We start from the raw sequence: 26,449 nt of genomic DNA, 5'->3' as shown, positions 1-26,449 counted from the left end.
TTGATGATCGGCTTGCAGCGTTACCGCCACCCCAGCGCCGGGGCCACGTGCTTCAAGATCGCCTCGATCGCATGCGCGCAATAGTCCACCCCGAGCTGGTTGGGGATCGTCAGCAGCAACGTATCGGCCTCGGCGATCGCCTCGTCCTGCCGCAACTGCTCGATCAATGCATCCGGCTCGGCGGCATAGGAGCGGCCGAAGATGGCGCGCGTGCGCGGGTCGATGAAGCCGATCTGGTCCTCGCCTCCGCGCTCGCCGCCGAAATAGGCGCGGTCGCGGTCGTCGATCAGCGCAAAGATGCTGCGGCTGACGGAGACGCGAGGTTCGCGGGTATGGCCGGCTTCCTTCCACGCCGCGCGAAAGCTACGGATCTGGGCGGCCTGCTGCACGTGAAAGGCTTCGCCGGTCTCGTCGCTCTTCAGCGTCGAGCTCTGCAAATTCATGCCGAGCTTTGCCGCCCATACTGCGGTTGCGTTCGAGCCGGCGCCCCACCAGATGCGTTCGCGCAGGCCCGCGGCGTGCGGCTCCAGGCGCAATAGGCCGGGCGGGTTGGGGAACATCGGCTGCGGATTGGGCTCGGCAAAACCCTCGCCCCGCAGGAGGTCGAGGAAGACTTCCGCGTGGCGCCGGCCCATCTCGGCGTCACTCTGGCCCTCGGCCGGCCGATAACCAAAATAGCGCCAGCCATCGATCACCTGCTCTGGCGAGCCGCGGCTGATGCCGAGCTGCAGCCGTCCGCCGGCGATGAGATCGGCAGAACCCGCATCCTCCGCCATGTAAAGCGGGTTCTCGTAGCGCATGTCGATCACGGCCGTGCCGATCTCGATTGTGCTGGTCCTGGCGCCGACCGCGGCGAGCAGCGGGAAGGGTGAGGCGAGCTGGCGCGCGAAATGATGCACGCGGAAATAGGCGCCGTCCAATCCGAGCTGTTCCGCCGCCACAGCAAGCTCGATCGATTGCAGCAGCGTGTCTGCCGCCGAGCAGGTCTGCGATTGCGGCGAGGGTGTCCAGTGTCCGAAGGACAGGAATCCGATCTTTTTCATGACGGCGATCTAGTTATGATCGGTCTGGTTTGCGAGACCCTCACCGCGCATGTCCGATGGAGTGACGCCGAACCGATCGGAGCTTGACCGTCGAGAACCACGCCCAGCCGGTCCTCGGCCTTGTGGCAGATCGACAGCAGCAAGGATCGCGGGATCCGTACGGTCTCGATCCGGCATTCATTGCTGACGCGCGAACTGGCTGACATTGCTGCCCTGCGGGCAAATCTCCAATGTCGGTCCAAGCGCTCGTTTCCCGCCTGCATTCCAGGCAGCGCATATCTGATCATTGCAACGATTTCGAGCCGATCGGATCGAGCGAGATCCTGTCGAATCGCAGCTGCTTGACGCGGCCATCATCGATCGACAGTGCATTGCACTTGCCATCGTTCGCGCACGCGAACTTCAGATTTCCGATCGGAAAGCCCGTCGTGAACGCATCAGTCCCGACAGGCTGCAGATCGAGCTCTCCCCGCGGATAGTGCACCATCAGTCCGTTCTCGCGAACGAATACGTCATAGATGACGCCGAGTTCTGCGCTATAGTAATGGCCCTCGTACGCCTTGAGCCGGTCCGCCGCCGGCTTGACGATGTTGATCCGCTTCAGAGGAAGATTGGCGCCGTTCTGGTGCAGAACCGCGTTCTGAGCCGTTCCGCCTTGCGCGACGTCCTCGAAGACGACTTCGGCGGGAACCACCCTCAGGCGGAAAGCGGTGTTGGAGACCGCATACATTGGAAACGATGGCTGGCCGGTCGCGCGCGTGACGAGATGGTCATTGTCCTTGCTGATGGAAATGACGAACCCCGGTCTGAGTTCATAGTCGCCAACGTAGGCATCGAGAATCCTGGGGTCGACCGTGACTTCCGGCTTGTCGTCAAGGGCTGGCTTGTCAGGCGCAGGCTTGAGCAGCTCCTTGAGATAGGTGTCGGCGATCCTGAATGAGAGCGCTGCTGGATTCATGTCTCCCGCGTTTGCCAGTACCACGACCGAGAAATGCTGGTCTGGAAATCTGAGGATGTTGGTCCGGTATGCGGCATCGCCGCCGGCATGCTCAACCGTCCTGAGCCCGCGATACTTTCCGATGAACAGGCCAGACGCGTAGTTGATGTCCTTGCCGTCGTTGAGCTTACCCTTCTGCTGCATCTCGGCGAGTAGCGGCAGCCCACCGACTTCACCGGTGTAGAAGTTCTCATCCCAACGCGCCAGGTCGCCGACCGTTGAAAACAGGCTTGAAGGCCCGACTGTCGAATAGGTCAGCGCAATATATTGGTATTTGCCGTCCGGCTGTCGCCCGTAGGAATAGGCCCGGTCGTTGGCGACGACGCCGTATTTGTCCTGGAAGTGCGTGTGAGACATCCCCAGAGGGTCGAAGATGCGCTCCTTCGCGAACTCCGGCAGCGTTTTGCCGGACACTTGTTTCACGACCATCGCGAGCAGCGTGTAGCCGCTGTTGCTATAGAGGAATTGATCGCCCGGCGCGAAGTTCAACTCGGTCTGTTGAAACAGCAGGCGCGCGACATCATCGTCCGTGATTTCGTCGTCGAGCCGCCATCCTGCGAGCGCCAGAAGATTCCACTGGTCTCGAACACCGCTGGTGTGATGAAGCAGCTGGCGGATCGTTATCAACTTGCCGAAGTCGTGCAACTTCGGAACATACTTGCGAACGTCGTCATCCAGAGACAATTTTCCGTCGTGAGCGAGGAGATAGATCGCGAAGGCGGTAAACTGTTTGGAGACCGAAGCCAGGTGGAATACGGTCGCCGGCGTATTAGGCACCCCATACTCAAGATTGGCCGCGCCATAGCCGTGGCTGTAGATAATCTTACCGTTCTGAATGACGGCAATGGAAGCGCCGGGTGAGGCCGGCCCAGCCCAATGAGCAAATAGCTGATCGACGGCGTGCGCCATAACTTCTTCGGGTGCAGCGGAGGTCTTGGCCTCCGTCTGGGCGCCACCGGCACGAGGTACCAAAAGACAAAGCACTGCAACAGCGACCGCCGCAATCCTGGCCAGCATCGAGCCTCCCCAATCGACCCGTTAAGGTTGCACCAATGACCGCAAATCGCAAGCGCCGTATCTCGGAATTGCCCGAATGCAAAGATCGCGGCGGCATCCTGCACGTCAGCAGCCGAGGCCCGACCGGACATACGCAGACGCGGCCAGATCGACACATATGATCCATTGCAACATCGAACCTGAAAAATGCCGAGCTGGATCGAGTAACATTTCCCACTCGCCGCCCGACGCGAGGTGCCAATAGCGGCGGGCGCTTTGCAGTCCCATGTCATTGGGAACAATCGCTATCGGTGCTTGTCGATCCGAACGAAACCCCAGATAGAAAGGTCGCGCCCGCGACCTTGCAGAGCGTCGATCCGATGCCCAATTGAGCCCGCCCTTTACGGTGCACCACCGTGGTGGTAAATTTCACACCCTTACAAAAGCAAATCTAAAAGGGAGGATTCATGCGCTCGATTTATGCAGCGGCATTCGCTCTTTGTTTGCTCACAGTCGCGCCGGTAAGGTCCCTCGCCGGTGATCCCCAGCACGATGTCTCGGCGGCTTACGCAACATTTGATGCGACGTACAACAAGGGCGACGCGAAGGCCGTTGTCGCCTTATATTTGCCGAACGCGAAGGTGTTACCGCCAACCCACGAGGTGGCGTCGGGTCCGGCGGCGATCGAGAAGTTTTTCGCCGGGTTCTACGCCAACGGCGTAACGGACCACAAACTCGAGCTGATCGACGCGGGTGGCGATGACAAGGTCGTCTATGGCACGGCAAACTGGAGCGCCAAAGGCAAGGACAAGGATGGCAAGCCCGCGAACTTCTCTGGCATCGCCACCCACGTGTTCGAGCGTCAGGCGGACGGTTCGCTGAAGCTGAGGTTGCATACCTTCAACTGAGCTGGCCGTATGTGCCGCCTGACGCCTCGCGAGGAGACTTCGCGTGGATATCGCGGAATGGCTTCGTGGCCTTGGGCTGGAACGCTACACACAGGCCTTCCAGGATGCCGAAGTCACGCCCGAGATCCTGTCAGAGCTGACCGACGGCGACCTGCGGGAACTTGGCTTGCCACTCGGCCCGCGTAAGACGGTGCTGAAAGCGATTTACGCACACGGTTCATCGCATGCTCCCGTCCCTGTTGAGGCTCGCGCGTCGGCTATAGAGCGGAAGGTAGCACTCCCGTCGGATGCTGACCGTCGGCAACTCACCGTCATGTTTGTCGATCTGGTCGGCTCGACCGCGCTCGCCTCGGGGCGCGACCCTGAGGAAGTGCGAGACCTCATGCAGGCCTACCAGAACACCGTGGCAGGCGAGATCACCCGGTTCGAAGGCCATATAGCCAAATTCCTGGGCGACGGCGTGCTCGCGTACTTCGGCTGGCCGCGGGCCCATGAAGACGAGGCGGAGCGTGCCGTTCGCGCCGGCATGCGGGTGACTAAGGCGGTCGCGGCCCTTGCCGAGCCCGCTGGTGCAGCGCTTGCCGCTCGCGTCGGCATCGCAACCGGCCTGGTGGTCGTCGGCGAACTGATTGGCGAAGGCGAGGCCCGCGAGCGTGCGGTCATCGGTGAGACCCCGAACCTGGCCGCGCGATTGCAAGGGCTCGCCGAGCCAGGCAGCGTCGTGATCGCCGAGTCAACGCGCCATCTAATTGGCGAAGCCTTCATGTACCATGACCTCGGCACAGTGCCTCTAAAAGGTTTCCCTGGCCCAGTGCAAGCCTGGCTGGTGATCGGTGAGAGTGCGGCGGAGAGTCGATTCGACGCACAGCACGGGGTGTCGACAACTGCGCTGGTCGGGCGCGACCAGGAACTCGCACTTCTCTTGGATCGCTGGGAGCGGGCGAAAGAGCGAGAGGGACAGATCGTCCTGCTTGGCGGCGAACCAGGCATCGGCAAATCCCGCCTCCTGCGGGCCCTGCGCGACCGGCTCGCGGGCGTTCCGCACACACCCCTGAGCCATTTCTGTTCGCCATTCCATACCAACAGCGCCCTATACCCTGTCATTGGGCTCCTTGAACGAGCAGCGGGAATTCGGCGGGAGGACCTTCCCGAAGAGCAGCTCGATAAGCTCGAGGCAATGCTCGCTCTTGCGACGGACGACGCGCATGAGAGCGCACCCGTTCTCGCGGACCTGTTGGCAATCCCGACAGGCGAGCGCTACCCGCCACTGAAGCTCGGTCCACACCAGAAGAAGGAGCGAACGTTTCAGGCTCTTTTGGAGCAGGTACGAGGCCTGGCGGCAAGACGGCCTCTGCTTGCCATTTACGAGGATGTCCACTGGGCCGACCCCACCATGCTCGAACTCCTCGACCGGGCTGTTGACGAGGTGCAGCGGCTCCCGGTCCTCATGATTATTACCTTCCGACCGGAATTCGTTCCGCGCTGGACGGGACATGGACACGTGACAGCACTCTTTTTGAGCCGGCTGGGACGCAGGCAAGGCGCGGCCGTGGTCGACCGGATAACCGGCGGCAGATTGCTTCCACAGGAGGTGCTTGAGCAGATTTTGGCCAAGACGGATGGCGTGCCGTTGTTCGTCGAGGAACTGACTAAGACCGTCCTCGAATCCGGGCTCCTTAGAGAGCGGGGCAACTGCTATGAACTGATAGGTCCGTTACCGCCGCTGGCGATCCCGACAACGCTCAAGGACTCGCTGATGGCTCGTCTGGACCGGTTGGCACCTGTGAAGGAAGTCGCCCAGATCGCAGCCTGCATTGGGCGAGAGTTCGGACGCGACCTTCTGAAAGCAGTAGCTCCGCTCGATGAGGATGCCCTCCAGCTTGCTCTCAATGAACTGTTGGAGGCGGAGCTCATATTCCGGCATGGAATTCCGCCGGATATTGGGTACAGCTTCAAACATGCGCTGGTACAGGACATCGCGCACGAGAGCCTCTTGAGGAGCAAGCGGCAGCAGATCCATGCTCGTATCGCCGCTGCTCTCGAAGAGCTTCATCCAGCCCGTGCGGAGGCGGAGCCGGAGACGATTGCTTCGCATCTCACCGAGGCTGGGCTGGCGGACAGGGCCGTCGGCTATTGGCTACGGGCCGGCCGGAACGCCGCGGGGCGTTCCGCCAATCTCGAAGCGATCACTCATCTCACAAGCGGGCTAGAGGCGCTCAAGTCCTGTCGAGAAGGGCCGGAGCGGGATCGCCAGGAACTCGCGCTGCAGACGGCAATCGGGGGTCCGCTGATCGCCATTCACGGATACACGGCTCCGCAGCTCGGCACTGCGTTCGACAGGGCTTACGCGCTCTGCAAGGAACTTGACGACGCGGATGCCTTGTTCGCCACGCTCAGCGGCAAGTTCAGTTTCCATTTTGTAAGAGGCGACTACGGCGCCATGCAGAGCCTGGCGGTCGAGGCGCGTAGCGCCGCCGAGCGCACCGGGGACATGACACTGGAATTGGCGGCGCATCGTTTGGCGGCTCTCACGGCCATGCACGCCGGTGACTTTCGTAAGGCCCGCTCCGAGTTCGAGACGATCCTGAGTCGCTATGAGCCGAAGGCGCATCGGCCGCCGCCTGTGTACTATGTCCATGACCCGAAGGCTTCTGCGTTACCCTACTTGGCGATTGTGCTTTGGATCCTTGGCTACCCCGAGCAGGCGCAGAGGGCGAGCCGCACGGCGTTTGAGTACGCTGTGGAGTTGAACCAGACGAACCTTACCGCCCACGTGGCGGTCTATGGCGGGGCGGCGCCTGCGGAGCTGATGGGGGATGTGGCGGCTGCGCGTGCACACGCGGACGCTATCATCGACCTCGCCGATCAACACAGCTTGAACTACTGGCGGTTGAGCGGACTCATCCTGCGGGGCTGGGCCATGGCACGGGAAGGCAACGTGGAGAGTGGCTTGACGCTCATGCGCCAGAGTCTGAACGAGCGGAACCGGCTCGGAGCCAGTTGGTACGAGGTTCGGTACTTGTGCATGCTGGCGGCGACGTACCTGCAACTGGGTGACGGCGACAAGGGTCTCGTTGCCCTCGCTGAAGCAAAGGACCTCGCTGCACGCAATGATGAGCACATGTGGGAGGCAGAACTTGCATGCCTCGGTGGCGAATTGCAGCGCATTCGTGGTGCTTCACCGGATGAGGTCGAGGCCTATTTGCAAACCGCGCTCCACGTTGCACAGGGCCAGAGCGCCAAGTCATTCGAGCTGCGGGCCGCGATCAGTCTCACTCAACTCTGGCGCGATCAGGGCAAGCACCCTGAGGCCCGCGCTCTGCTCGCACCGGTCTATGACTGGTTCACCGAAGGCTTTGATACGCCCGACCTGAAGCAGGCCAAGGCCTTGCTCGACGAATTGGCTCGATGAGGGCGCTTTGGGCCAGCATGTCAACCTGAAGAAGGCAAAGGCCATGGAGATCACGGTCCCGCATCCGCTGCTCGGCCGCGCAGACGACGTGATCACAAGGCATTGCAATGCTGCGGCGCGTGAGTCTGCATCTGGCCCATTGCTGACTCGCAAAGCCGAATTGGCTCTGTCCGGTTTCAAAGGCAGAACGGACGCGGCCTGCTTCGCGGACTACCCGCTTCATCAGTGCACGCCCTAGCGCCTCTGACGCCGCACTGGTGCCTGGCCGTGTTGATGAAGCCATGACGCTTCAGGCGTAGGCAACCCAGCCGCGGAAGGTGAAGCCGGTATAGAATAGCGTTGGATCGGAGAAGCCAGCCTCGCGCAAGATCGCTTCATCCTGCGCAGGAGCGAGAATCTCCAGATGGTTGGTGACGGCGTCCCGTGCGGCAGCCGCCTTGTCGGGCTCGACGCCGGACGCGGCCAGGAATGCGGAGTACCGCGACAGCCATAACGGGCGCTCGTCTTCGCCATTTGGCGCGCTCAAATGGGCGACCACGAAGGCGGCGCGCGGCTTCAGGCGGCGCCGGATTTCCGAGGCGATGCGACGCCGTTCCGCGGCATCGACGAAGTGCAGGGTCAACAGGCAGGTGGCGCCGTCGAACGGTCCTTCCGGCGCATCGTCGATGTAGCCTTGATGAAGACGCGCGCGGGGCGCGGACGATCCGAGGGTTTTCCTGGCGAGCCCCAGCATTGCCGCGGATGGGTCCACGCCATCGAAGCTCCAGCCCTGATGCGCTTCTGCAAACGCCTTCAGCTCCAGGCCGCCGCCCGCCCCGAGGACGAGCACCTTCGCGTTCCGGGGCGCACGCTCGGCCAGGAGGATCGCGGCCATGGACAGCATGGCATTGTAGCCGGGAACGAAGCGGGGCGGCCCTTCCGTGTATTTCGCCACGGCTTGCGGATCGGAGAACATGGCTTGAATGTCGGTCATGATGTTGCCTTGCTGAAAGAAGCCAGTCATGCGTGATGTGCACTGATGTCGCGGATCTTGCGGGATCCCAGCCGCTTGCGCAGATCGTCGCCCAGCATCGCCAGCGTCACCTCGCCGAGACGCGACAGCAGCAGCGCCTCGGCGTCGCGAAAGGCCTGATCAAGCGCGGCATTGACGGCCTGCTCGACCAGGCAGCCGGGCGCCTCCGTCCGGTTGCCCATGGCGAGCAACGAGGGACTTCCGAGCGCGGCGTAGACGTCGCGCAGCGTCACCTTCGAAAGATCGCAGGCAAGCCGCCAGCCACCGCCGTGTCCCTTCTCGGAGCGGACGTAACCGAGCTCCCGCAGGCCCGCCATGATGCGCCGGATCACCACGGGATTGGTGTCCATCGCTTTCGCCAAAGTCTCGGATGTGAACGGGCCAGGCTGTTGTGCCATGTGCAGCAGGACGTGCAGCACGCCGGATAGTCGGGAATCTCGTTTCATGTAACTTCATATGTTGCATGATTGAATTCGAGTCAAGCGGCTTGAGCGGTGACGACGATATCGAGGGCTGCCTTCGGCGCAGCTTGGTCCTTGTATCCCCGCCGCGCTCGGAAAATACGTCCTCCCGCGGGCGCTCGGCGCGCACCTCTTCGGCAAGCTGCTGGCAATGGCGTTGACCAAGCATCCATCACAGTGAATGCGAAGATCCGCTCACGCATGGTTGTATGAGAGCGGCAGAAAGCGTATATCGATTACCGCGTGCAGCAAATACCGTCACTCAGGCGACAGCCTGGCTTTTAGCGACGTGACGCGGATTGCATAGGACGAGACTGATCCGTCCGGCACTGCTTCAGCCCAACATCGATAACCTCTGGAGGATGAGAAATGATCTCACCCGGATACTGCCGGCTCATGTCCCGTTACAACGCATGGCAGAATGCCTCTTTGGTAGCTGCAGCCGATGGACTCACCAACGAGGAACGCTGGAAGGATCGAGGTGCCTTCTTCAAATCGATCGCGGCGACCTTCAACCATCTTTACTGGGCCGATGCCCTGATACTGGAGCGATTAAAGGGGAATGAGCGCCCCGAGGAAACCATCAAGCACTCTCTCACACATCCGTCGAATTGGGATGACTTCAAGGCGCTCCGTTTGCAACGGAACGAGCAAATCGAAGAGTGGTCCGCCGGATTGGTAGACGCGCAGCTTGGCGGCATACTTGTCTGGTATCCAGGGGATGGCTCCACTCGGATCGAGAAGCCAAAAACGCTCTGCGTCATGCAGTTCTTCAACCACCAGACACACCATCGAGGTCAAATCCACGCGATGCTGACCGCAGCGGGTGCGAAACCAGAACCGACCGATCTTCACATGCTGGAATTGCCGTGACTCAGAAGCACGACAGCCCCATTGCATTACGGTGACAGAACGCTCTTGAGACGCGGCCGGTTGCGGTTGGCCCTCCACGTTCTGCGACAATGCCACCTTGCGCCTGTTTTGCCCGACGGGTCAAGCGATTTGCGGTTTTTCGGAAATTTCGCGCTAGGACAACACGCTTATGCGCGATACCGATTCATCCCCATCTCATCGCGCTTCAAGCTCTTGATTTCGCTAACCCCGGCTACTGTGCATGGGGTTGTTTTCGACTTTTGTCTTGAAGGCGCGAAGGTGTCAGGAGAGATCCGGCGTTCGCCCGTTACTTCATCACCCGCAGCCCCTTGGTCGTGAACCGCTGCGTCTTGCCGCCGGGCCGCAGCGGACGCTTGGTGCCGGCGGCCTTGCCGGTGCCGGGCGGCTGGTGTGCGGGCACGAGCTGGTGGGGCTGCGAGCCGATCAGGTCGCGGCGGCCCATCTCGATCAAGGCCTCACGCAGCACCGGCCAATTGTCGGGGTCGTGGTAGCGCAGGAAGGCCTTGTGCAGGCGGCGCTGGCGCAGGCCCTTGATCGCCTCGACCTTGTCGCTGCCGCCGCGGCGCACGCCGCGCAAGGGATTGACGCCGGTGTGGTACATCGCCGTCGCGGTCGCCATCGGCGAGGGCAGGAAGGTCTGCACCTGGTCGGCGCGATAGCGGTTCTTCTTGAGCCAGAGCGCGAGGTTCATCATGTCCTCGTCGGTCGTGCCCGGATGCGCCGCGATGAAGTACGGGATCAGGTAATATTTCTTGCCGGCCTGTTCGGCCGCGGCATCGAACATCCGCTTGAACTTGTCGTAGGCGCCGATGCCCGGCTTCATCATCTTGTCGAGTGGGCCGCGCTCGGTATGTTCGGGTGCGATCTTCAGATAGCCGCCGACGTGATGGGTGACGAGCTCCTTGATGTATTCGGGGCTTTCGACCGCGAGGTCGTAGCGCACGCCCGAGGCGACCATCACCTTCTTGATGCCCTTGGTCTCGCGCACCTTGCGATAGAGCCGGATCAGGTCGTCATGCGAGGTGTTGAGGTTCGGGCAGATCTCGGGGAAGACGCAGGACGGCCTGCGGCACGCGGCCTCGACCTTCGGGTCCTTGCACGCCATCCGGTACATGTTGGCGGTGGGGCCGCCGATGTCGGAGATCACGCCGGTGAAGCCTGGCGTCTTGTCGCGGATCTTTTCGATCTCGCGCAGGATCGAGCCTTCCGAGCGGTTCTGGATGATGCGGCCTTCGTGCTCGGTGATCGAGCAGAAGGTGCAGCCGCCAAAGCAGCCGCGCATGATCGTCACCGAGAATTTGATCATGTCCCAGGCGGGGATCTTGGCGTCGCCGTAGGACGGATGCGGGGCGCGGGCGTAAGGCAGGTCGTAGACCGCGTCCATCTCCTCGCTGGTCAACGGGATCGGCGGCGGGTTGAGCCAGAGATCGCGATCGCCGTGACGCTGCACCAGCGGCCGCGCGTTGCCGGGATTGCTCTCACGATGCAGCACGCGTGAGGCGCGCGCATAGGCTTCCTTGTCCTGCTCGACCTGCTCCAGCGCCGGCAGCCGGATCACGGTCGCGCCCTTCTGGCGCGTTGCGCCCTCGTCGGCGGAATCGAGGTCGTCGGCATGGAGCTCCGCATAGTCCTCCGGCACGCGGCGGAACAGCGCGACGCCTCTGATGTCGTCGAGCTCGCGCGGCGCTTCGCCGGCAGCAAGGCGGTTCGCGACTTCGACGACGGCGCGCTCGGCATTGCCGTAGAGCAGCAGGTCGGCCTTGGCGTCGGCCAGTACCGAGCGGCGCACCTTGTCGGACCAGTAGTCGTAATGCGCGATCCGGCGCAGCGAGGCCTCGATGCCGCCGAGCACGATCGGCACGTCCTTGAATGCCTCGCGGCAGCGCTGGGCATAGACGATGGTGCAGCGGTCCGGCCGCTTGCCGCCTTCGCCGCCGGCGGTATAGGCGTCGTCGCTGCGAATGCGGCGGTCCGCGGTGTAGCGGTTCACCATGGAGTCCATGTTGCCGCCGGTGACGCCGAAGAACACCTTCGGCTTGCCGAGTGCCTTGAACGGCTCGGCCGACTGCCAGTCCGGCTGCGCGATAATGCCGACGCGAAAGCCTTGCGCTTCCAGCAGCCGGCCGATGATCGCCATGCCAAAGCTCGGATGGTCGACATAGGCATCGCCCGTCACCAGCACGATGTCGCAGGCATCCCAGCCGAGCGCATCCATCTCGGCGCGGCTCATCGGGAGGAATGGCGCCGGCTTGCGCGGGCGCGCCTGGGCCATCAGGGGCTTTTCGGCGGTGATGATTTGGATGTCCATGGCGCACAGGCATAGGGCTCCGGGCCTGCGAATACAACCGACGGACGCGTGAAAGATTGGGGTTCCGCAGGCGGTAAGCCGGGCGGGCGTCGAGGCCGTATCCCTGCTGCGTGAGGAACCATCCGCCTTCGCGAACATTCAGATGGGAGGGTTTGCGACGAGCCCGGCTCGCGCACGTTCGTGTCCAGGATCCGGATGACCTCGATATTCGCTTTGGGCGATGGGGGAACTGTGAGTACAGTCATAGAGAATTTGCTGTCGCGGAAGCAGCAGCTTGTGGAACAGCTCGAGAAGGCGCAGTCGGTCGAGGACCGCGACAAGATCGAGCACCAGCTCGAACAAATCAACACCGCGCTGGATTTTCTGGACAGACCGGAATCGAGAGACGCGCGGTAGGACCGCTCAATCCACCTTCAGCGCTTTTGCGTAGACCAGGCCCGAATTGGTGATGTGCGTCGTCATCGCTGCCTCGAACGCCGCGTGCTCGCCGCGCGCGAACAGATCGAGCAGCTTGCGATGCTCGTCGAAGGAGGAGCGGGTGCGTACGTCGATCGGCGAGGTCAGATTGGTGCGGAGCGCGGCGACGCGCCCCGAGACGAGCTGATAGGATTCGGCGAGATAGCGGTTGCCGCAATGCGCGAACAGGCCCTCGTGAAAGGCGGCGTCGGCGCGGCCATAGGCGATGTTGTCTTTGGTCTCGACCGCCGGCTCCATCGCCGCGATCGCCTCGCTCATCGTCGCGATCGCACCGTCGCGGTCGTGGTGAAAAGCGAGCTCGGCGGCCTTGGGTTCGAGCGCGATGCGGAAGGTGCAGAGCGCGGTGATGTCCTCCGCGCTCGGCGTGAACACAAAACTGCCGACCTGCGGCCGGATCACCACGAGCCCTTGTGCCTGCAATTGGCCCATCGCCTCGCGCACCGGGGTGCGGCTGACGCCAAAGGAATTTGCCACCATCTCCTCGGAGATGGCGGCACCGAGCCCAAACTCGCCGTCGATGATCGCCTGCCGCAGCCGCAGCATCACCCGCTGCGACAGCGATTTCGGCGCATCGAGTTTCAGCAAGCGCATGGATGCTCTCAGATGATCTTGCCGGGGTTGAGCAGATGATCGGGATCCAGCGCGGCCTTCAACGTCCGCATCAAGGCGATCTCGGGCTCGCTGCGCGCATGTCCCAGCCATTTCTTCTTCAGCGTGCCGATGCCGTGCTCGGCGGAGACGCTGCCGCCCATGTCGCGGACGAGACCATAGATGATCGTGTCCATCTCCTCCTTGGGCTGCTGCTCGACGGGAAGGCCCGTGACCCAGGAGACGAGGTGCAGATTGCCGTCGCCGATATGGCCGTAATAGACGCTCTCGCAACCTTTGATGCCGGAGGCGAGTGCCGCCTTGCAGCGCGTAGCGAACTCGTCCATCCGCGCCACCGCAAGGCCGATGTCGTAGGAGATGTGCGGGCCCAGCACCCGGCCGAATTCGGCGCAGATGTCGCGCACACGCCAGAACGCCTGCGTCTGCGCCAGCGATTGCGCCACGGCGGCATCGGCGAGCAGCCCGCGCTCCATCAGCTCTTCGAGCCAGGCCTGGAAACGCGGCGCATCGATGCTCTCGTCGGTACCCTGCGCCTCGACCAGCACATAGAGACCTTGGCCGGCGGCGACCGGCGGCTTGACGCCGGCGCGCGTCGTGATCACGTCCCAATAGTCCGGCCACATCACCTCGAACGCCGACAGCAGCGGACCGAGCCCGCTGCGTGCGGCATCGAGCAGCGCGATCACCGCGGCATAGTCCTTCAATGCGCAGAGCGCGGCCATGGTCGAGCGCGGTTTCGGAAACAGCCGCAGCACCACGCGGGTGATGATCCCAAGCGTGCCCTCGGAGCCGATGAAGAGATGCTTCAGGTCGTAGCCGGCATTGTTCTTCATCAGCTTGTTGAGGCTGGTGATGATGGTGCCGTCGGGCAGCACGACTTCGAGGCCGAGCACCAGCTCGCGCGTCATGCCGTAGCGAATCACGCGGTTGCCGCCGGCATTGGTGGAGAGATTGCCGCCAATCGCGCAGGAGCCGCGCGAGCCGAGATCGAGCGGAAAGAAGAATCCGGCTTCGTCGGCGGCTTTCTGGATCGTCTCCAGTGGCGTGCCTGATTTCACCGTCATCGTCATCGAAGCGCGATCGATCTCCTCGATGCCGGTCATGCGCTCCAGCGAGAGCGCGACCCAGCCGGCTTCGGGCGCGGCGCCGCGGCAGAGCCCGGTCAGACCGCCCTGCGGCACGAAGGGCAGGCGCGCCTGCCGACAGGTCGCAATCGTATCGGCAACGCCCTGCGCGTCGAGCGGCCGGATCACTGCGAGCGGCGTCTGCGGCAGGCTCGCGCTCCAGTCATTGCAATTGCGCGCGGGCACGTCGCTGCCGGTCAGCACGGCCGCAGCGCCGAGCTTGTCACGCAAGGCGGCGAGCAATGGCTCGGGATGTCCGATAGGGGTCACCATGTTCATGCGAGACCTCCTCTAGATTCGGCTGCGCCTCATGCGCGCAGTGACGGCGGAAAGGATTTGCGTGCATCTTGTATGTAAGGTACAAGGCCAAAAGTAAAGGGAAAACAAGGCTCGATAGGCCCTCTCAGATCATTGGAGATCAGGGGGAGCCGCAACAATGGGTGGTGCTATGACGGAGGCAATTCGCGGGTTCTGGGTGGCGTCAGCGACGCCGCTGGCGACGGACGGCAGCGTGGACTCCGCCAAGCTGGCCGCTCATGCCAAAAAACTCTTCGGCAAGGGTGTCGACGGCGTCGTGCTGTTCGGCACCACCGGCGAGGGCACCTCGTTCAATGTTGCCGAACGCGTCGCAACCATCGAAGCCGTGCTCAAGGCCGGCGTGCCGGCGGAGCGCATCGGCATCGGCGGCGGCTTCGCCGCCATCAGCGACGGCATCGCGCTGACGCGCGCCGTGCTCGGCCTTGGTCTGCGCCACGTGCTGTATCTGCCGCCTTACTTCGACCGCAGCGTCACGCCTGAAGGCATCGAGGATGCGTTCGCGGCGATCTTCGACAGTGTCGCCGACGATCGCCTGCGCGCTTATCTCTATCATATTCCGCAGGTCTCGGGCGTCGCGATCCCAACGAGGGTCGCAGCGAACCTGCGCAAGCGTTACGGCAAGGTGGTCGCGGGTCTGAAGGACTCCAGCGGCGACTTCAAGCAGTTCCAGGCATTCCGCGCCGCTGCGCCTGAACTCGCCATCACTGTCGGCAACGAAACCGACATCGCACGTGCGATCGCCGGCGGCGGCGCCGGCACCATCTGCGGCATGGCCAACATCACGCCGGAGTTGGTCAAGGCGATGATCGACGGCAAGGATGTCGAAGCGCGCATGCAGGCCGCGGTCGATATCGTAGTGAAGTCGCCGTCCTTCCTGACGACGCTAAAGGCCATTCTCGCCGCGCAGACCGGCGACGCCGGCTGGTTGCGCGTGCGTCCGCCGCTGCGTGCGTTGACGGACGGCACCGCGCTCAAGGCGAAGCTGGACGAACTGACCAGCCCCGCCATCGCCTAAGCGCGCGTTTCATTCGCGGTGAACGCCGACATGGCGCGGGCCGCAACCAGCGCGGCCGCGAAGCCTGCCGCTGCGCCCACGCCGAGCGCCCAGCGCGGACCCAGATTGTCCGCCACCCATCCGACGATCGGTGCGCCGATCGGTGTGCCGCCCAGCGCGACGCCGAGGCGCAACGCCATCACGCGTCCCCTCATTCGCGGCTCGGTGGAGAGCTGCATCATGGCGTTCGAGGTATTCGTGACCGTCAGCGCCGCGACTCCGATCAGGACCAGGCTGCCTGCGAACAGCCAGTAGTTGGGTGCGAGCGCGGCCAGCGTGCATCCCGCGCCAAAAGCAGCCGCGCCCAGCAGCAACGAGACGAATCGCGGCCGCGCGCGCCCTGCAGCCAGCAGCGCGCCTGAGATCGTGCCGACCGCCATCGTCGATGACAAAAGGCCGAAGCCGCGCGCATCGGTGTGGAAGACGCTGACCGCCATGGTCGAGATGAAGATCGGAAAATTCAGTCCGAACGTGCCGATCAGGAACAGCATGATCATGATCGCCCTGAGATCGCTGCGTGACCACACATAGCGAAAGCCCTCCGTCATGCCGCCTTTGGTCCGGTGGGCCCGTGCGTTCGGGCGAAGCTCAGAGGTGCGGAGCATAGCGAGCGAGCCGAGCACCGCCGTGAAGGATGCGGCGTTGAGCAGGAAGGCCCATCCGGTGCCGATCGAAGCGATGACAATCCCTGCCACCGCGGGCCCGACCATCCGTGCGGCATTGAAGGACGTCGAGTTCAGCGCGATCGCATTGGAGAGCTCACCGTCGCCGACGAGTTCGGCCACGAATGTCTGGCGCACCGGGGCGTCGAAGGCCGCGGCGCAGCCGAACAGGAAGGCAAACGCGTAAACATGCCAGAGCTGCACCAGGCCAGTGACCGTGAGAAGGCCGAGAACGAGCGCCAGCACGCCCATCGTCGCCTGAGTCGCGACCAGAAGCCGTCGCTGGTCGAGATGATCGGCGGCAAAACCCGTCCACGGCATCAGCAGAAGCTGCGGCCCGAACTGGAGCGCCATCACCACGCCGACAGCCGACGCATTGTGTCGTGTGAGCTCGGTGAGAACGAGCCAGTCCTGCGCGGCGCGCTGCATCCATGTCCCGGTGTTGGACACCAGCGCGCCCGCTGCCCAGATGCGGTAATTGTAGTTCCGCAGTGAGCGAAACGTACCCGCGCCCGCCATGCTCACGACCCTGTTGGCATGTTGCCGCCGTGGAGCTGGCCGAACCGCCGCGCGCAAAACAGGCTCAGCAGCAGAGCGCCGAGGCCGAGGGCTGTGACGTCACCCATGTCCAGCAGTGAAAACCCTCCGACACGGCAGACGAGGAGATATCCGACGACGAGGTTGAAGAAGCCCCAGAGCACGTTGACCGTCGACGAAGACAGCCCTTCTCCTCTCGGTTTTGCGAACGGGGTTTGGAACGGTTCGCCGCGCAGGCCACTGACGAGATGCGGAATAGTGTTCGCGAGACACGCGCCGCCGAAGAAATAGGATACGAAATGAAGCCAGTTCATGCCTGCGCGCTCCGTGTTGCCAGGTGATCGATGATCGCCTGCGTCGAGCCACTCTCGCCCAGCCGCGGAAAGACGTTTGCGATGCTGTAGTCGTGAGCCTCGGAACGTGGATCGGTCATGGCGTCGGTGGCAAGGGTGACATTGAAGCCCGCCTCGTACGCCTGCCTCGCGGTGGACTCGACGCCGGTGCCGGTGGCGACGCCGGCGATGACGACTTGCGTGACGCCGCGCTGCCGCAGCTGCCTCTCGATGTCGGTGCTCGCGAATGCGCCCCATGTCCGCTTGGTCACGGCGATATCGTCGGGCTGTCGATCCAGCTCGGGAATGAGGTCGGTCCATCCGTCGGGGAACGGACCGCCAGGGCGCGGCCGCTCAGTGCGGCCCGGCGCTCCGCCAGCGACGTTGACCAGCACGACCGGCAGGCGATGCCGCCGAAACGCTGCGGCAAGCTCGCTGGCGCGCGCCACGACGTCTCCAATGGAATGGACCGAGGGGAGATCGACGATGCCGCGCTGCAGGTCGACGATGATGAGCGCAGTGATCGGGTCGAGCATCGTGAGAGCCATGATCATGTCCTTCAGGCAGCACGGCGGGGCCCGTCAATCGTCAACGAGCCGTTTGAGCAGAGAGACGGCGGCGGCCAGTTCGTCCTGCTCCCGCGCTGACAGCCGTGCCGAAATGGTGCGCGAGAGCCAATCCTGCCGGGCGGCGCGACCGACCCGGATCCAGTCGCGGCACGCTTTCGTCAGCGACAGAATGGTCTGACGTCCGTCCTCCGGGTCGCGGGCGCTACTGATCAGGCCCGCGGCCAGAAGCGCGGCGACCGCCGTGCTCATCGATTGCGGGCGCATCTTTTCCGATCGCGCCAGGCTCGACACCGTGGCGGGGCCATCCCTTTCCAGGCGGAGCAGGATGGACACCTGAGACGGGGTCAAATCCTCCGGACCTGCCTGCTCGCGCAGCCGGCGCTTGAGCTTTCCGACCAGCGAACGGAGGTCTTCTGCGAGCGCGCCGGCGCGCGCGGATGGGCGTTGGCCCGATGAATTGATCATGGCGGAGTGAATAGTATATCTGAAGGTAATCTGCAAAGAATAACTGTACAGTTAATCTGAACAAAATGACGTGAGCGGAAATCCCGAGCGCGGAGCTCTCGTGCGACATGGCGTCGCGTCGATGACCTCATCAGCTTCGACAATGAGCAGGTGCGCTCATTTCGTGCGCGTTCCAATCCCGCTGTCCCGTTCTTGCTGGCGAAAACGTCAGGCGCCGCACGATTGCGCGATCGTTCCCACTCTTAGAACGATTCAACACTAGAGCTATTCAAGTCCAACTACGGTTCTCTTCATTCGCAGCGGCTGGTAGATGCGGCAACTCAATGCTGTGACTTGGAAGTGAATCGAACGTGCGTGCTCCTGTGGATGGCCGTTGTGTCAGCGGTCATCGAAATCGCGCCGGCAATCGCCGCGCTAGTCTTCTCGTCGGAGCGGCCGTGCTGCTCGCCCCCTTCGACTCCACCACCGTGCAGGCACAAACGGCGCTGCCGCCGGTGAATGTTGATGCGCCAACGCAGCGGCCGAAATCGGCGCGGGCGTCGGAGCAGTCCCAACGGCGCACGCAGGCAGTCGCACGCCGTAGCCCGACTGCCGGTCCACCCGTAGCACCGACGCTGTCCGAGCGTGCTGCGGCGGACGCCGCCGCACAACAGGCCGCAAAGCTCGGCTATCGTGCGATGCCGAGCGCGACCACGCTGCGCTCGGGCGCTTCGCCGCTCGATACCTCGCAATCCGTTAACGTCGTGCCCGCGCAGGTCCTGAAGGACCAACTGCCGCGCAACATCGACGATGCGCTGGTCAACATCAGCGGCATCACCCAGACCAACACGCTCGCCGGCACCCAGGATGCGGTGATCCGCCGTGGCTTCGGCGACAATCGCGACGGCTCGATTATGCGCAACGGCATGCCGCTGGTGCAGGGCCGCAGCCTGAACGCCGCGGTCGACAGCGTGGAAGTGCTGAAGGGACCAGCCTCGCTGCTCTACGGCATCATGGATCCCGGCGGCATCGTCAACACCATCAGCAAGCGCCCGGAGCTCTATCAGCATGGCTCGGTCACGCTGCTCGGCTCGACCTACGCAAACAATCGCAATGGCGCGGACGGCACCCTCGACGTCACCGGTCCGATCGGTGACGGCGGTCTCGCCTATCGCTTCATTGGCTATGGTGTCAGCGAGGATTATTGGCGCAATTTCGGCCGCCATCGGGAAATGCTCGTGAACCCGTCGCTTGCCTGGTACGGCGAGACCACGACGGTTCAGCTCACCTACGAGCATCGCGAATTCATCACTCCGTTCGACCGCGGCACCGCCTTCGTCAACGGTGCTCCGCTGGCGATCCCCGCGACGCGCCGGCTCGACGAGCCCTTCAACAACATGTGGGGTACGTCCGACCTGGTGCAGGGCTCGGTCGAGCAGAAGCTCGACGACAATTGGAAGGTCACCGCGGCCTACAGCTACAACACCGAGACTTTCAGCGCGAACCAGCTTCGCATCACCAAAGTCGACGCCAAGACCGGCGTCGAGACCCGCAGCAACGACGGCACCCAGAACTCGCTGAGCAACGCCGGCTACGGCACCTCCTATCTGCAAGGTGACGTCTGGGTCGGCGGCTTCCGCAACGAGATCCTGTTCGGCGGCGACGCGATGTATCGCACGATCGATCGCCACGATCTGATTCGCCAGGCCACGCCGAGCTTCAATTTCTACAATCCGGTCTATGGACTGGTCACACCGGGCACGACCGTTTCGGCGACCGACAGTGAGCAGACCGACAAGCTCGGCACCCGCGGCTTCTTCGCCCAGGATACGTTCCATCTGACCAACTGGCTGTCCGTGGTGGGCGGCGTGCGTTGGATGGAATACGAGCAGCTTGCCGGAAAGGGCCGGCCTCTGTTCATCACCAACACCAATCTGGCAGGCGACAAGGTGCTGCCGCTCGGTGGCGTCATCGTCAAGCTGAGCGATCAGCTCTCATATTACGTGAGCTATACGCAGTCGCTGAAGCCAACATCGGTTATCGCAGCGTTCACAACCGGCTTCGTCGTCGACTCCACCATCGCCCCTGAAGAGGGAACGCAGTGGGAGACCGGCCTGAAGTTCGACGTCAACAAGCGGCTGTCGGGCACCCTGGCGGTCTACGACATCCAGAAGAAGAACGTGCTGGTGCTGGATGACATCGGCGGCGGCAAGTCGGCGGCGCGCACCTCCGGTGCGGCCCGGTCGCGCGGTGTCGAACTGGACGTCACTGGGAGGTTGACCGACGAATGGAGCATGATCGGAAGTTATGGCTACACCGATGCCCGCCTGATCAACGATCCCGTTGTTGGCAATGCAAAATTGTTCAACGCCGCGATGAACACGGCTTCGCTCTATCTCGCCTATGATTTCGGCGACCGGCTGCCCGGACGCCTGCGCGTCGGCGGCGGCGCACACTATATCGGTGATAGGCCCGGCGACTCCGCCAACACGTTCTTCATGCCGGCCTATACAGTCGCGGACATCTTTGCGACCTACGACACCAAGGTCGACAAGGTGCCTGTGACCTATCAGTTCAACGTCAAGAATCTGTTCGACAAGGTCTACTACACCTCCAGCACCGGAAACGCCCTGAACGTCGCGTTGGGCGATGGCCGTCGCATCTCGCTGTCGGCAACGGTGAAGTTCTAGCGATGGGGTGCGGCGCAAAAGACGATGATGGTTCGGTCATTCCGGCCGGAAGGGCCTGCGCCGATGCATAGGCCCGGGCACACCATCAAGGCGGCGCTGTTCCAGGCCCATTCCATTGCAGGCCTCGTGCTCGCGCTGGTGTTCTCCCTGATCGCGCTGACTGGCGTGATCATGAGCTTTGAGGACGAGATCGTCGACCATCTGAACGCTTCCATCATGCAGGTCGTGCCCCGGACAACGCCGGCGCTGCTGCCGGATGAGCTGGTGGCGCGGCTGAAGGTGGTGCCGGATGCCGGCAAGGTTGCGGCCATCACGCTGTCGAGCGATCCGTCGGCGGCCGTGCATGTTCGCTTCGCCCGCGACGAGCAGGGCGCGCGGCCATCCTCGCTCTTTCTCGATCCCTATGATGGCCACGTGCTTGGCGTTCCGCGCGGCGAGGACTTCTTCGCAACGGTGCGCATGCTGCATCGCTGGCTGCTCATTCCTGGCGATGCGAAAGGCTGGGGGCGTCAGATTACCGGCGTTGCCGCGCTGAGCCTGATCGTGATGCTGATCTCAGGGCTTGTGCTGCGCTGGCCGCGCCGCGCCAGCAGCGTGAAGATGTGGCTGAGGCCGAATCTCGGGCTCAGCGGCCGCGGCCTGCATCGCTCGCTACACGCCGTCATCGGCACCTGGGTTCTTCCGATCTATCTCGTGATGGCGCTGACCGGGCTCTGGTACTCGTTCGACTGGTACAAGGATGGCGTGGTCTGGCTGCTGTCGCGTCCGCATGAGGCGGCGGCGAAGATGCAGCCGAAGCACTCGCGTCCCCCCGGCCATCGCGAACCGGCTCAGCCGGTCGGGTTCGATCGCGCATGGTCGACCCTCCGGCATGAGGAGAGCGGCGGTTTCGCCAGGGCGCAGCTGACGCTCCCGGCCGGCCCGGGCACGGTGATGCGGATCCGGTCGTGGCCGAAGGATTCCGCGCTCGAGTCCATGCGCGATGAGTTCCGCATCGACGCCGTCACCGGCCAAGTGGTCTCCGCAGAGCGCTATGCCGACAAGACGCTTGGCGAGAAGACGATTGCGAGCGTGCTCGACATCCACCGCGGCGCGGTCCTGGGCTGGCCCGGCAAGCTCGCGTTCATGATCGCGGCGGCGCTGATGCCGCTGTTTGCGATCACCGGCGTGCTCTTGTATCTGTCGCGCCGCAAGTTGCGGCGCCCGGCGCAGCCGCCGCTCGGACGACTCGTTCCCGGCGAGTGAGTTGCTGCCGGAAAGGCTAGCCAACGCCGCGACAATCGTTCAAAAACCGGTGGCACGTCCTTGTTCGGGTTCACGCCATGAATTTTCCCTCCGTCACTCCCGCCGATATCCGTCGCGCGCTGCTGTTGCGCGAGGAGATCGCGCTGCTCGATCTCAGGCATGAGGCCGCCTTCGCCACCGGCCATCCGCTGTTCGCCGCCAACATGGCCGCGGACCGGATCGAGATCGAGGCCGCGGTGAGGCTGCCGCGCAAGGACGTGCCGGTCGTGCTCTTTGATGACGGCGAGGGGCTGGTTGCGGCAGGCGTCGAACGCCTGGCGGCACTCGGCTACAGCAATGTCCGTGCGCTCGATGGCGGGCTGAAGGCCTGGCGCGCGGCGGGCTATGAGGTGTTCGAAGACGTCAATTCCTATTCAAAGGCGTTCGGCGAGTTGGTCGAGGCGCGTCGTCACACGCCGTCCTTCAGCGCCGACGAGGTAGCAAAACTGATCGCCGACAGGGCCAATATTGCCATCCTCGACGTCCGCCGCTTCGACGAATATGCGACCATGAACATTCCGGGCTCGGTCAGCGTGCCCGGTGCGGAGCTGGTGCTGCGTGCCGGCCAGGCCGCGCCCGATCCCGACACCACCATCATCGTCAATTGCGCCGGCCGCACCCGCTCGATCATCGGCACTCAGTCGCTGATCAATGCCGGCGTGCCCAATAAGGTACGGGCGCTGCGCAACGGCACGATCGGCTGGACGCTGGCGCGGCACACGCTGGCTCATGGTGCTGACCGGCGCGGCGCGATCGGGCCGTTCGAAGGCGGGCCGGCCAAGGCCCGCGACGTCGCCTATCGCGCCGGCGTCCGCCATATCGGCGCGGGCGAGATGTCGACACTGGTCGCTGAGACCAACCGCACGCTCTATCGCTTCGACGTGCGCGACGCGGAGGAGTATACGGCCGGTCATCTCCCGGGCTTCCGCCACTATCCGGGCGGCCAGCTTGTGCAGGAGACCGACATGGCCGCGCCTGTACGCGGCGCACGCATCCTGCTGACCGATGACAAGGGCGTGCGCGCCGACATGACGGCCTCCTGGCTCGCGCAGATGGGCTGGGAGGTCTATGTGCTTGAAGGCGGTTATGCCGGCACGCTCGAGGTCGGTCCGCCGCGCGTGCTGCCGAAGCCCGACCCCGCGCATCGCTACCGCCGCCCCTATGAGGGAACCGACATCGCCGAGCGCGCGATGCAGGCCTATCTCGAGTGGGAATACGGCCTTGTCGACCAGCTCCGCCGCGACGGCACGCACGGATTCTATGTGATCTGAGCGCGATGGCGTTGATCCACCGCAGTTGTGCGGGGTGGTCGATTTTAACCCGAGTCAGTCTTGCGTTCTGCTCAGACATCCCGGCTCCCCGGGATCCCGCCGCGACGGACGCAAATGGCTCACGACGCCGACACGATCGAACGACCAGTCTCGACGCAAGATGCAGCCGCAAGCGCCGCTTTCCTGCGCAACCTGCCGGCGCCGGAACCGTCGATGGGCTCTGCCGCCTACGCCGCCCAGCGCGAGCGCGCGCTCGCCTTCGATCCGCGCCGGCGCGCCAATTATGAAAAATATCTGCGCGCGCGGACCGACCGCAGAATCGTCGACTATCTGCCGATCAAGCTCGACATCGAGAATGTCAGCCGCTGCGATTTTCGCTGCACCATGTGCCAGGTCAGTGACTGGCACAAAGGCCAGCGCGCCGGCGACATGCCGCTCGACAGCTTCAAGGCGCTGCTCGACCAGCAATACGGCCTGATCGAGATCAAGCTCCGGGGCATGGGCGAGCCGCTGATATAGGGCGAAGGCGGATTTTCCGGCCGTTTCGGTATGCTTGTAGTGCGTCATCTGGACGGTGCGAAGCGAAATCCCATATCCAAACCCTATTGTGCTGTGCGTCGTCCGCGGTCTATGAGCTGCGGCAAAGCCGCCATTCATGGAGATATTATGCCAGCCCCAGGCCAAAGCCCTGAGCGGAGCGCGAAGGCGCTGCTGCTTGAAGGTGTCAACGACAGCGCCGTGGACCTGTTCAGGAGCGCGGGCTTCAGCAATGTCGAGCGCCTGACCAAGGCGCTGGATGGCGAGGCGCTGCGCCAGGCGCTCAAGGGCGTCTCGCTGCTCGGCATCCGCTCCCGCACCCAGATCACCGACGAGGTGCTGGAAGCCGCGGACGGGCTGCTCGCGGTCGGCTGCTTCAGTGTCGGCACCAACCAGGTCGATCTGCTGGCGGCGCGCAAGCGCGGCATTCCCGTGTTCAACGCGCCGTTCTCCAACACGCGCAGCGTCGCCGAGCTCGTGATCGGCGAGATCGTGATGCTGCTGCGGCAGATCTTTCCGCGCTCGGTGTCGGCCCATGACGGCGGCTGGGACAAGTCGGCGGCGGGCAGCCGCGAGGTGCGTGGCCGCACGCTCGGCATCATCGGCTATGGCAATATCGGCTCGCAGCTCTCGACGCTCGCCGAAGCCATGGGCATGCGGGTGATCTATTACGATCGCACCGACAAGCTCCGCCACGGCAATACCGAGCCGGTCGAGAAGCTGGACGAGCTGCTGGCGCAGAGCGACGTCGTCAGCCTGCATGTGCCGGAAACGCCGGAGACATCAGGCATGATCGGCGAGAGGGAACTGTGGGCGATGAAGCCGGGCTCGTTCCTGATCAACAACAGCCGCGGCACGGTGGTCGATCTCGATGCGCTTGCCGGCGCACTGCGTGACGGCCACATCGCCGGTGCCGCCATCGACGTGTTTCCAGTCGAGCCGTCCTCGAACTCGGAGCGCTTCAAGAGCCCGATGCAGGGTCTCGGCAACGTCATCCTCACGCCGCATGTCGGCGGCTCGACCGAGGAGGCGCAGGAGCGTATCGGTGGCGAGGTCGCGCGCAAGCTGGTGGACTATTTCATCACCGGATCGACCATGGGCGCGGTGAATTTTCCGGAGGTGCAGCTGCATTTGCGTCCCTCCGGCGTGCGCTTCAGCCACGTCCATCGCAACGTGCCGGGCATGTTGCGCCGGCTGAACGAGGTCTTCCTCCAGCGCGACATCAACATCGCCGCGCAATATCTGGAGACCGCGGGTGACCTCGGTTACGTCGTGCTGGACGCCGATCTCGGCGGCGAGGATTCAGGCGCGCTGCTGGCGCAGATCAGCGCGCTCGAGGGCACGGTTGGCGCGCGGCTGGTATTCGAGCATTAAACGGCAGGGCGTCACGTTCCGGTTGCATCACGTGGCTACAGCTCTCTAGACTGCCCTCATCCTCGGCGCGTGATAATTTGCGTCGAATTTGAGCTTCAGTTGCGTGGGTGCCGCCATGGAACGGGACGCCGTACTAATCGACCTCGCGCTCCAAGGCGGCGGTTCGCACGGCGCTTTCGCCTGGGGTGTGCTTGACCGCTTGCTTGAGGAGAAGTGGCTGACCATCGCCGCGATCTCCGGAACGTCAGCCGGCGCGATGAATGCGGCGTTGCTGGCGGATGGCTGGACGGCCGGCGGCGCCGAAGGCGCGCGCGATGCGCTCGAACAATATTGGCGCCGTGTCTCGAAGGCGGCGGCCTTCAGCCCGCTGCAGCGTTCGCCGTTCGATCGGTTGATGGGGCGCTGGACGCTCGATACGTCGCCGTTCTACATCCTGACCGACCTGATGTCGCGGGTGCTGTCGCCCTACGATCTCAATCCGATGGGTTATAATCCACTGCGCGCGGTGCTGGCCGAGAGCATCGATTTCGAGCGGCTCGCGCGCTCGCCGATCCAGCTCTTCGTCACCGCGACGCGGGTGCGCACCGGCCGCGGCCGCATCTTCCGCAACGCCGAGATCACGGCGGATGTGCTGCTGGCGTCGGCCTGTCTGCCGACCATGTTCCGCGCGATCGAGATCGACGGCGAGTCTTATTGGGACGGCGGCTACGCCGGTAACCCGACCATCACGCCGCTGGTCCGCGAGAGCGACGCGCACGACACCATTCTCGTTCAGATCAATCCGACCGAGCGGCTGGAGGCGCCGCGGACGGCCGCGGAGATCCTCAATCGGCTCAACGAGATTTCCTTCAACTCGCCGCTGATGAAGGAACTGCGCATGATCGCGCTGCTGCGCCAGGCGGCCGATCCCGGCAGCGGCGAGGGCGCGCGCTGGGCCAGGATGCGGACGCATCGGATCAAGAGCGACATGCTGGCGAAGTTCGGCGCATCGTCGAAACTCAATGCGGAATGGGAGTTCGTCTCGATGCTGCGCGCCGAGGGGCGTATCGCCGCTGACGCCTTCCTCGACGAGCACGGCGCGGATATCGGCCGGCAATCGACTGCCGATCTCGATGTCCTGCTGTCGGAGTGCTGAG

The 26,449-nt window shown here is 63.8% G+C and carries 23 protein-coding genes; 12 read left to right on the top strand and 11 right to left on the bottom strand.

Features of this window, described 5'->3' with window-relative positions:
• Positions 1-20: 20 nt before the first annotated feature.
• Both JJC00_RS35370 and JJC00_RS35365 read right to left on the bottom strand, forming a co-directional pair.
• Positions 21-1,043, bottom strand: a complete 1,023-nt coding sequence (locus JJC00_RS35370; RefSeq protein ID WP_200470346.1) for an LLM class flavin-dependent oxidoreductase — start codon at positions 1,041-1,043, stop codon at positions 21-23.
• A gap of 283 nt (positions 1,044-1,326) precedes the next feature.
• Complete coding sequence (locus JJC00_RS35365) at positions 1,327-3,057, bottom strand: serine hydrolase (protein ID WP_200470345.1); 1,731 nt, start codon at positions 3,055-3,057, stop codon at positions 1,327-1,329.
• A gap of 446 nt (positions 3,058-3,503) precedes the next feature.
• On the opposite strand from JJC00_RS35365, the gene JJC00_RS35360 reads away from it, so the two are divergent.
• Genes JJC00_RS35360 through JJC00_RS35350 form a run of 3 tightly spaced genes read left to right on the top strand, consistent with a single transcriptional unit; the run spans position 3,504 to position 7,594 of the window.
• Positions 3,504-3,944 (top strand): YybH family protein, encoded by a 441-nt coding sequence (locus JJC00_RS35360; protein ID WP_200470344.1) that lies wholly within the window; start codon positions 3,504-3,506, stop codon positions 3,942-3,944.
• Between the two features lie 43 nt (positions 3,945-3,987).
• A complete protein-coding gene (locus JJC00_RS35355) occupies positions 3,988-7,356 on the top strand; it encodes an adenylate/guanylate cyclase domain-containing protein (RefSeq protein ID WP_200470343.1) in 3,369 nt (1,122 codons plus the stop codon).
• A 7-nt stretch (positions 7,357-7,363) separates the two neighbouring features.
• Positions 7,364-7,594: a hypothetical protein gene (locus JJC00_RS35350; protein WP_200470342.1), complete on the top strand. Its 231-nt coding sequence runs from the start codon at positions 7,364-7,366 to the stop codon at positions 7,592-7,594.
• A 51-nt stretch (positions 7,595-7,645) separates the two neighbouring features.
• Here the strand turns inward: JJC00_RS35350 and JJC00_RS35345 are convergent, their stop codons facing one another.
• Both JJC00_RS35345 and JJC00_RS35340 read right to left on the bottom strand, forming a co-directional pair.
• Complete coding sequence (locus JJC00_RS35345; protein WP_246774034.1) at positions 7,646-8,329, bottom strand: class I SAM-dependent methyltransferase; 684 nt, start codon at positions 8,327-8,329, stop codon at positions 7,646-7,648.
• A gap of 26 nt (positions 8,330-8,355) precedes the next feature.
• A complete protein-coding gene (locus JJC00_RS35340; protein ID WP_200470340.1) occupies positions 8,356-8,814 on the bottom strand; it encodes an Rrf2 family transcriptional regulator in 459 nt (152 codons plus the stop codon).
• A gap of 384 nt (positions 8,815-9,198) precedes the next feature.
• Between JJC00_RS35340 and JJC00_RS35335 the strand changes: the two genes are divergently transcribed.
• A complete protein-coding gene (locus tag JJC00_RS35335) occupies positions 9,199-9,702 on the top strand; it encodes a DinB family protein (protein ID WP_200470339.1) in 504 nt (167 codons plus the stop codon).
• 307 nt (positions 9,703-10,009) lie between these two features.
• Here the strand turns inward: JJC00_RS35335 and JJC00_RS35330 are convergent, their stop codons facing one another.
• Positions 10,010-12,031 carry a YgiQ family radical SAM protein gene (locus tag JJC00_RS35330; RefSeq protein ID WP_200470338.1) on the bottom strand — a complete coding sequence of 674 codons (2,022 nt, stop codon included), beginning with the start codon at positions 12,029-12,031 and terminating at the stop codon, positions 10,010-10,012.
• 195 nt (positions 12,032-12,226) lie between these two features.
• On the opposite strand from JJC00_RS35330, the gene JJC00_RS35325 reads away from it, so the two are divergent.
• Entirely contained in the window at positions 12,227-12,427 is a 201-nt protein-coding gene (locus tag JJC00_RS35325; RefSeq protein ID WP_200474380.1) for a hypothetical protein, read from the top strand.
• Between the two features lie 6 nt (positions 12,428-12,433).
• Here JJC00_RS35325 and JJC00_RS35320 read toward each other — a convergent pair whose 3' ends face one another.
• Both JJC00_RS35320 and JJC00_RS35315 read right to left on the bottom strand, forming a co-directional pair.
• On the bottom strand, positions 12,434-13,099 hold the full coding sequence (locus tag JJC00_RS35320; RefSeq protein WP_200470337.1) for a GntR family transcriptional regulator: 666 nt from the start codon (positions 13,097-13,099) through the stop codon (positions 12,434-12,436).
• A gap of 8 nt (positions 13,100-13,107) precedes the next feature.
• A complete protein-coding gene (locus JJC00_RS35315; protein WP_200470336.1) occupies positions 13,108-14,520 on the bottom strand; it encodes an FAD-binding oxidoreductase in 1,413 nt (470 codons plus the stop codon).
• A gap of 169 nt (positions 14,521-14,689) precedes the next feature.
• On the opposite strand from JJC00_RS35315, the gene JJC00_RS35310 reads away from it, so the two are divergent.
• Entirely contained in the window at positions 14,690-15,574 is an 885-nt protein-coding gene (locus tag JJC00_RS35310; protein WP_200470335.1) for a dihydrodipicolinate synthase family protein, read from the top strand.
• On the opposite strand, the gene JJC00_RS35305 is transcribed toward JJC00_RS35310, so the two are convergent.
• From JJC00_RS35305 to JJC00_RS35290, 4 genes are read right to left on the bottom strand one after another with little or no spacing between them, the layout of a single operon-like run.
• On the bottom strand, positions 15,571-16,794 hold the full coding sequence (locus tag JJC00_RS35305; RefSeq protein ID WP_200470334.1) for an MFS transporter: 1,224 nt from the start codon (positions 16,792-16,794) through the stop codon (positions 15,571-15,573). The two genes, JJC00_RS35310 and JJC00_RS35305, sit on opposite strands and share 4 nt — an antisense overlap.
• Before the next feature lie 2 nt (positions 16,795-16,796).
• A complete protein-coding gene (locus JJC00_RS35300; RefSeq protein ID WP_200470333.1) occupies positions 16,797-17,126 on the bottom strand; it encodes a hypothetical protein in 330 nt (109 codons plus the stop codon).
• Positions 17,123-17,692: an isochorismatase family protein gene (locus JJC00_RS35295; protein WP_200470332.1), complete on the bottom strand. Its 570-nt coding sequence runs from the start codon at positions 17,690-17,692 to the stop codon at positions 17,123-17,125. Before JJC00_RS35295 ends, JJC00_RS35300 begins: the two co-directional genes overlap by 4 nt.
• Before the next feature lie 33 nt (positions 17,693-17,725).
• A complete protein-coding gene (locus JJC00_RS35290) occupies positions 17,726-18,178 on the bottom strand; it encodes a MarR family winged helix-turn-helix transcriptional regulator (protein WP_200470331.1) in 453 nt (150 codons plus the stop codon).
• A 350-nt stretch (positions 18,179-18,528) separates the two neighbouring features.
• On the opposite strand from JJC00_RS35290, the gene JJC00_RS35285 reads away from it, so the two are divergent.
• The 6 genes from JJC00_RS35285 (at position 18,529) to JJC00_RS35260 (ending at position 26,448) form a co-directional block, all read left to right on the top strand.
• Positions 18,529-20,847 carry a TonB-dependent siderophore receptor gene (locus JJC00_RS35285; protein WP_200470330.1) on the top strand — a complete coding sequence of 773 codons (2,319 nt, stop codon included), beginning with the start codon at positions 18,529-18,531 and terminating at the stop codon, positions 20,845-20,847.
• 63 nt (positions 20,848-20,910) lie between these two features.
• Positions 20,911-22,092 (top strand): PepSY-associated TM helix domain-containing protein, encoded by a 1,182-nt coding sequence (locus JJC00_RS35280; protein ID WP_200470329.1) that lies wholly within the window; start codon positions 20,911-20,913, stop codon positions 22,090-22,092.
• A gap of 77 nt (positions 22,093-22,169) precedes the next feature.
• The gene (locus JJC00_RS35275) at positions 22,170-23,402 is read left to right on the top strand and encodes a rhodanese-like domain-containing protein (RefSeq protein WP_200470328.1); all 1,233 of its coding nucleotides are present in this window, start codon (positions 22,170-22,172) and stop codon (positions 23,400-23,402) included.
• A 114-nt stretch (positions 23,403-23,516) separates the two neighbouring features.
• On the top strand, positions 23,517-23,921 hold the full coding sequence (locus JJC00_RS35270) for a hypothetical protein (RefSeq protein WP_200470327.1): 405 nt from the start codon (positions 23,517-23,519) through the stop codon (positions 23,919-23,921).
• A gap of 147 nt (positions 23,922-24,068) precedes the next feature.
• Positions 24,069-25,313, top strand: a complete 1,245-nt coding sequence (serA, locus tag JJC00_RS35265) for a phosphoglycerate dehydrogenase (protein WP_200470326.1) — start codon at positions 24,069-24,071, stop codon at positions 25,311-25,313.
• A gap of 115 nt (positions 25,314-25,428) precedes the next feature.
• Positions 25,429-26,448 (top strand): patatin-like phospholipase family protein, encoded by a 1,020-nt coding sequence (locus tag JJC00_RS35260; protein WP_200470325.1) that lies wholly within the window; start codon positions 25,429-25,431, stop codon positions 26,446-26,448.
• Position 26,449 lies beyond the last annotated feature (1 nt).

The sequence above is a fragment of the Bradyrhizobium diazoefficiens genome, from assembly GCF_016616885.1.
In the GTDB taxonomy this organism is placed as follows: domain Bacteria; phylum Pseudomonadota; class Alphaproteobacteria; order Rhizobiales; family Xanthobacteraceae; genus Bradyrhizobium; species Bradyrhizobium diazoefficiens_F.
The sequence above is the reverse complement of the archived record's forward strand: the minus strand, read 5'-3'. Positions and strand labels throughout refer to the sequence as shown.

Bases quoted from the DNA above. Each gene is read 5' to 3' on its own strand.
- JJC00_RS35295 (WP_200470332.1), bottom strand. From the start codon at position 17,692: ATGGCTCTCACGATGCTCGACCCGATCACTGCGCTCATCATCGTCGAC.
- JJC00_RS35320 (WP_200470337.1), bottom strand. From the start codon at position 13,099: ATGCGCTTGCTGAAACTCGATGCGCCGAAATCGCTGTCGCAGCGGGTG.
- serA (WP_200470326.1), top strand. From the start codon at position 24,069: ATGCCAGCCCCAGGCCAAAGCCCTGAGCGGAGCGCGAAGGCGCTGCTG.
- JJC00_RS35315 (WP_200470336.1), bottom strand. From the start codon at position 14,520: ATGAACATGGTGACCCCTATCGGACATCCCGAGCCATTGCTCGCCGCC.
- JJC00_RS35325 (WP_200474380.1), top strand. From the start codon at position 12,227: ATGACCTCGATATTCGCTTTGGGCGATGGGGGAACTGTGAGTACAGTC.
- JJC00_RS35275 (WP_200470328.1), top strand. From the start codon at position 22,170: ATGAATTTTCCCTCCGTCACTCCCGCCGATATCCGTCGCGCGCTGCTG.
- JJC00_RS35360 (WP_200470344.1), top strand. From the start codon at position 3,504: ATGCGCTCGATTTATGCAGCGGCATTCGCTCTTTGTTTGCTCACAGTC.
- JJC00_RS35335 (WP_200470339.1), top strand. From the start codon at position 9,199: ATGATCTCACCCGGATACTGCCGGCTCATGTCCCGTTACAACGCATGG.
- JJC00_RS35260 (WP_200470325.1), top strand. From the start codon at position 25,429: ATGGAACGGGACGCCGTACTAATCGACCTCGCGCTCCAAGGCGGCGGT.
- JJC00_RS35270 (WP_200470327.1), top strand. From the start codon at position 23,517: ATGGCTCACGACGCCGACACGATCGAACGACCAGTCTCGACGCAAGAT.
- JJC00_RS35280 (WP_200470329.1), top strand. From the start codon at position 20,911: ATGCATAGGCCCGGGCACACCATCAAGGCGGCGCTGTTCCAGGCCCAT.
- JJC00_RS35300 (WP_200470333.1), bottom strand. From the start codon at position 17,126: ATGAACTGGCTTCATTTCGTATCCTATTTCTTCGGCGGCGCGTGTCTC.
- JJC00_RS35305 (WP_200470334.1), bottom strand. From the start codon at position 16,794: ATGGCGGGCGCGGGTACGTTTCGCTCACTGCGGAACTACAATTACCGC.
- JJC00_RS35340 (WP_200470340.1), bottom strand. From the start codon at position 8,814: ATGAAACGAGATTCCCGACTATCCGGCGTGCTGCACGTCCTGCTGCAC.
- JJC00_RS35310 (WP_200470335.1), top strand. From the start codon at position 14,690: ATGACGGAGGCAATTCGCGGGTTCTGGGTGGCGTCAGCGACGCCGCTG.
- JJC00_RS35365 (WP_200470345.1), bottom strand. From the start codon at position 3,057: ATGCTGGCCAGGATTGCGGCGGTCGCTGTTGCAGTGCTTTGTCTTTTG.
- JJC00_RS35370 (WP_200470346.1), bottom strand. From the start codon at position 1,043: ATGAAAAAGATCGGATTCCTGTCCTTCGGACACTGGACACCCTCGCCG.
- JJC00_RS35330 (WP_200470338.1), bottom strand. From the start codon at position 12,031: ATGGACATCCAAATCATCACCGCCGAAAAGCCCCTGATGGCCCAGGCG.
- JJC00_RS35290 (WP_200470331.1), bottom strand. From the start codon at position 18,178: ATGATCAATTCATCGGGCCAACGCCCATCCGCGCGCGCCGGCGCGCTC.
- JJC00_RS35345 (WP_246774034.1), bottom strand. From the start codon at position 8,329: ATGACCGACATTCAAGCCATGTTCTCCGATCCGCAAGCCGTGGCGAAA.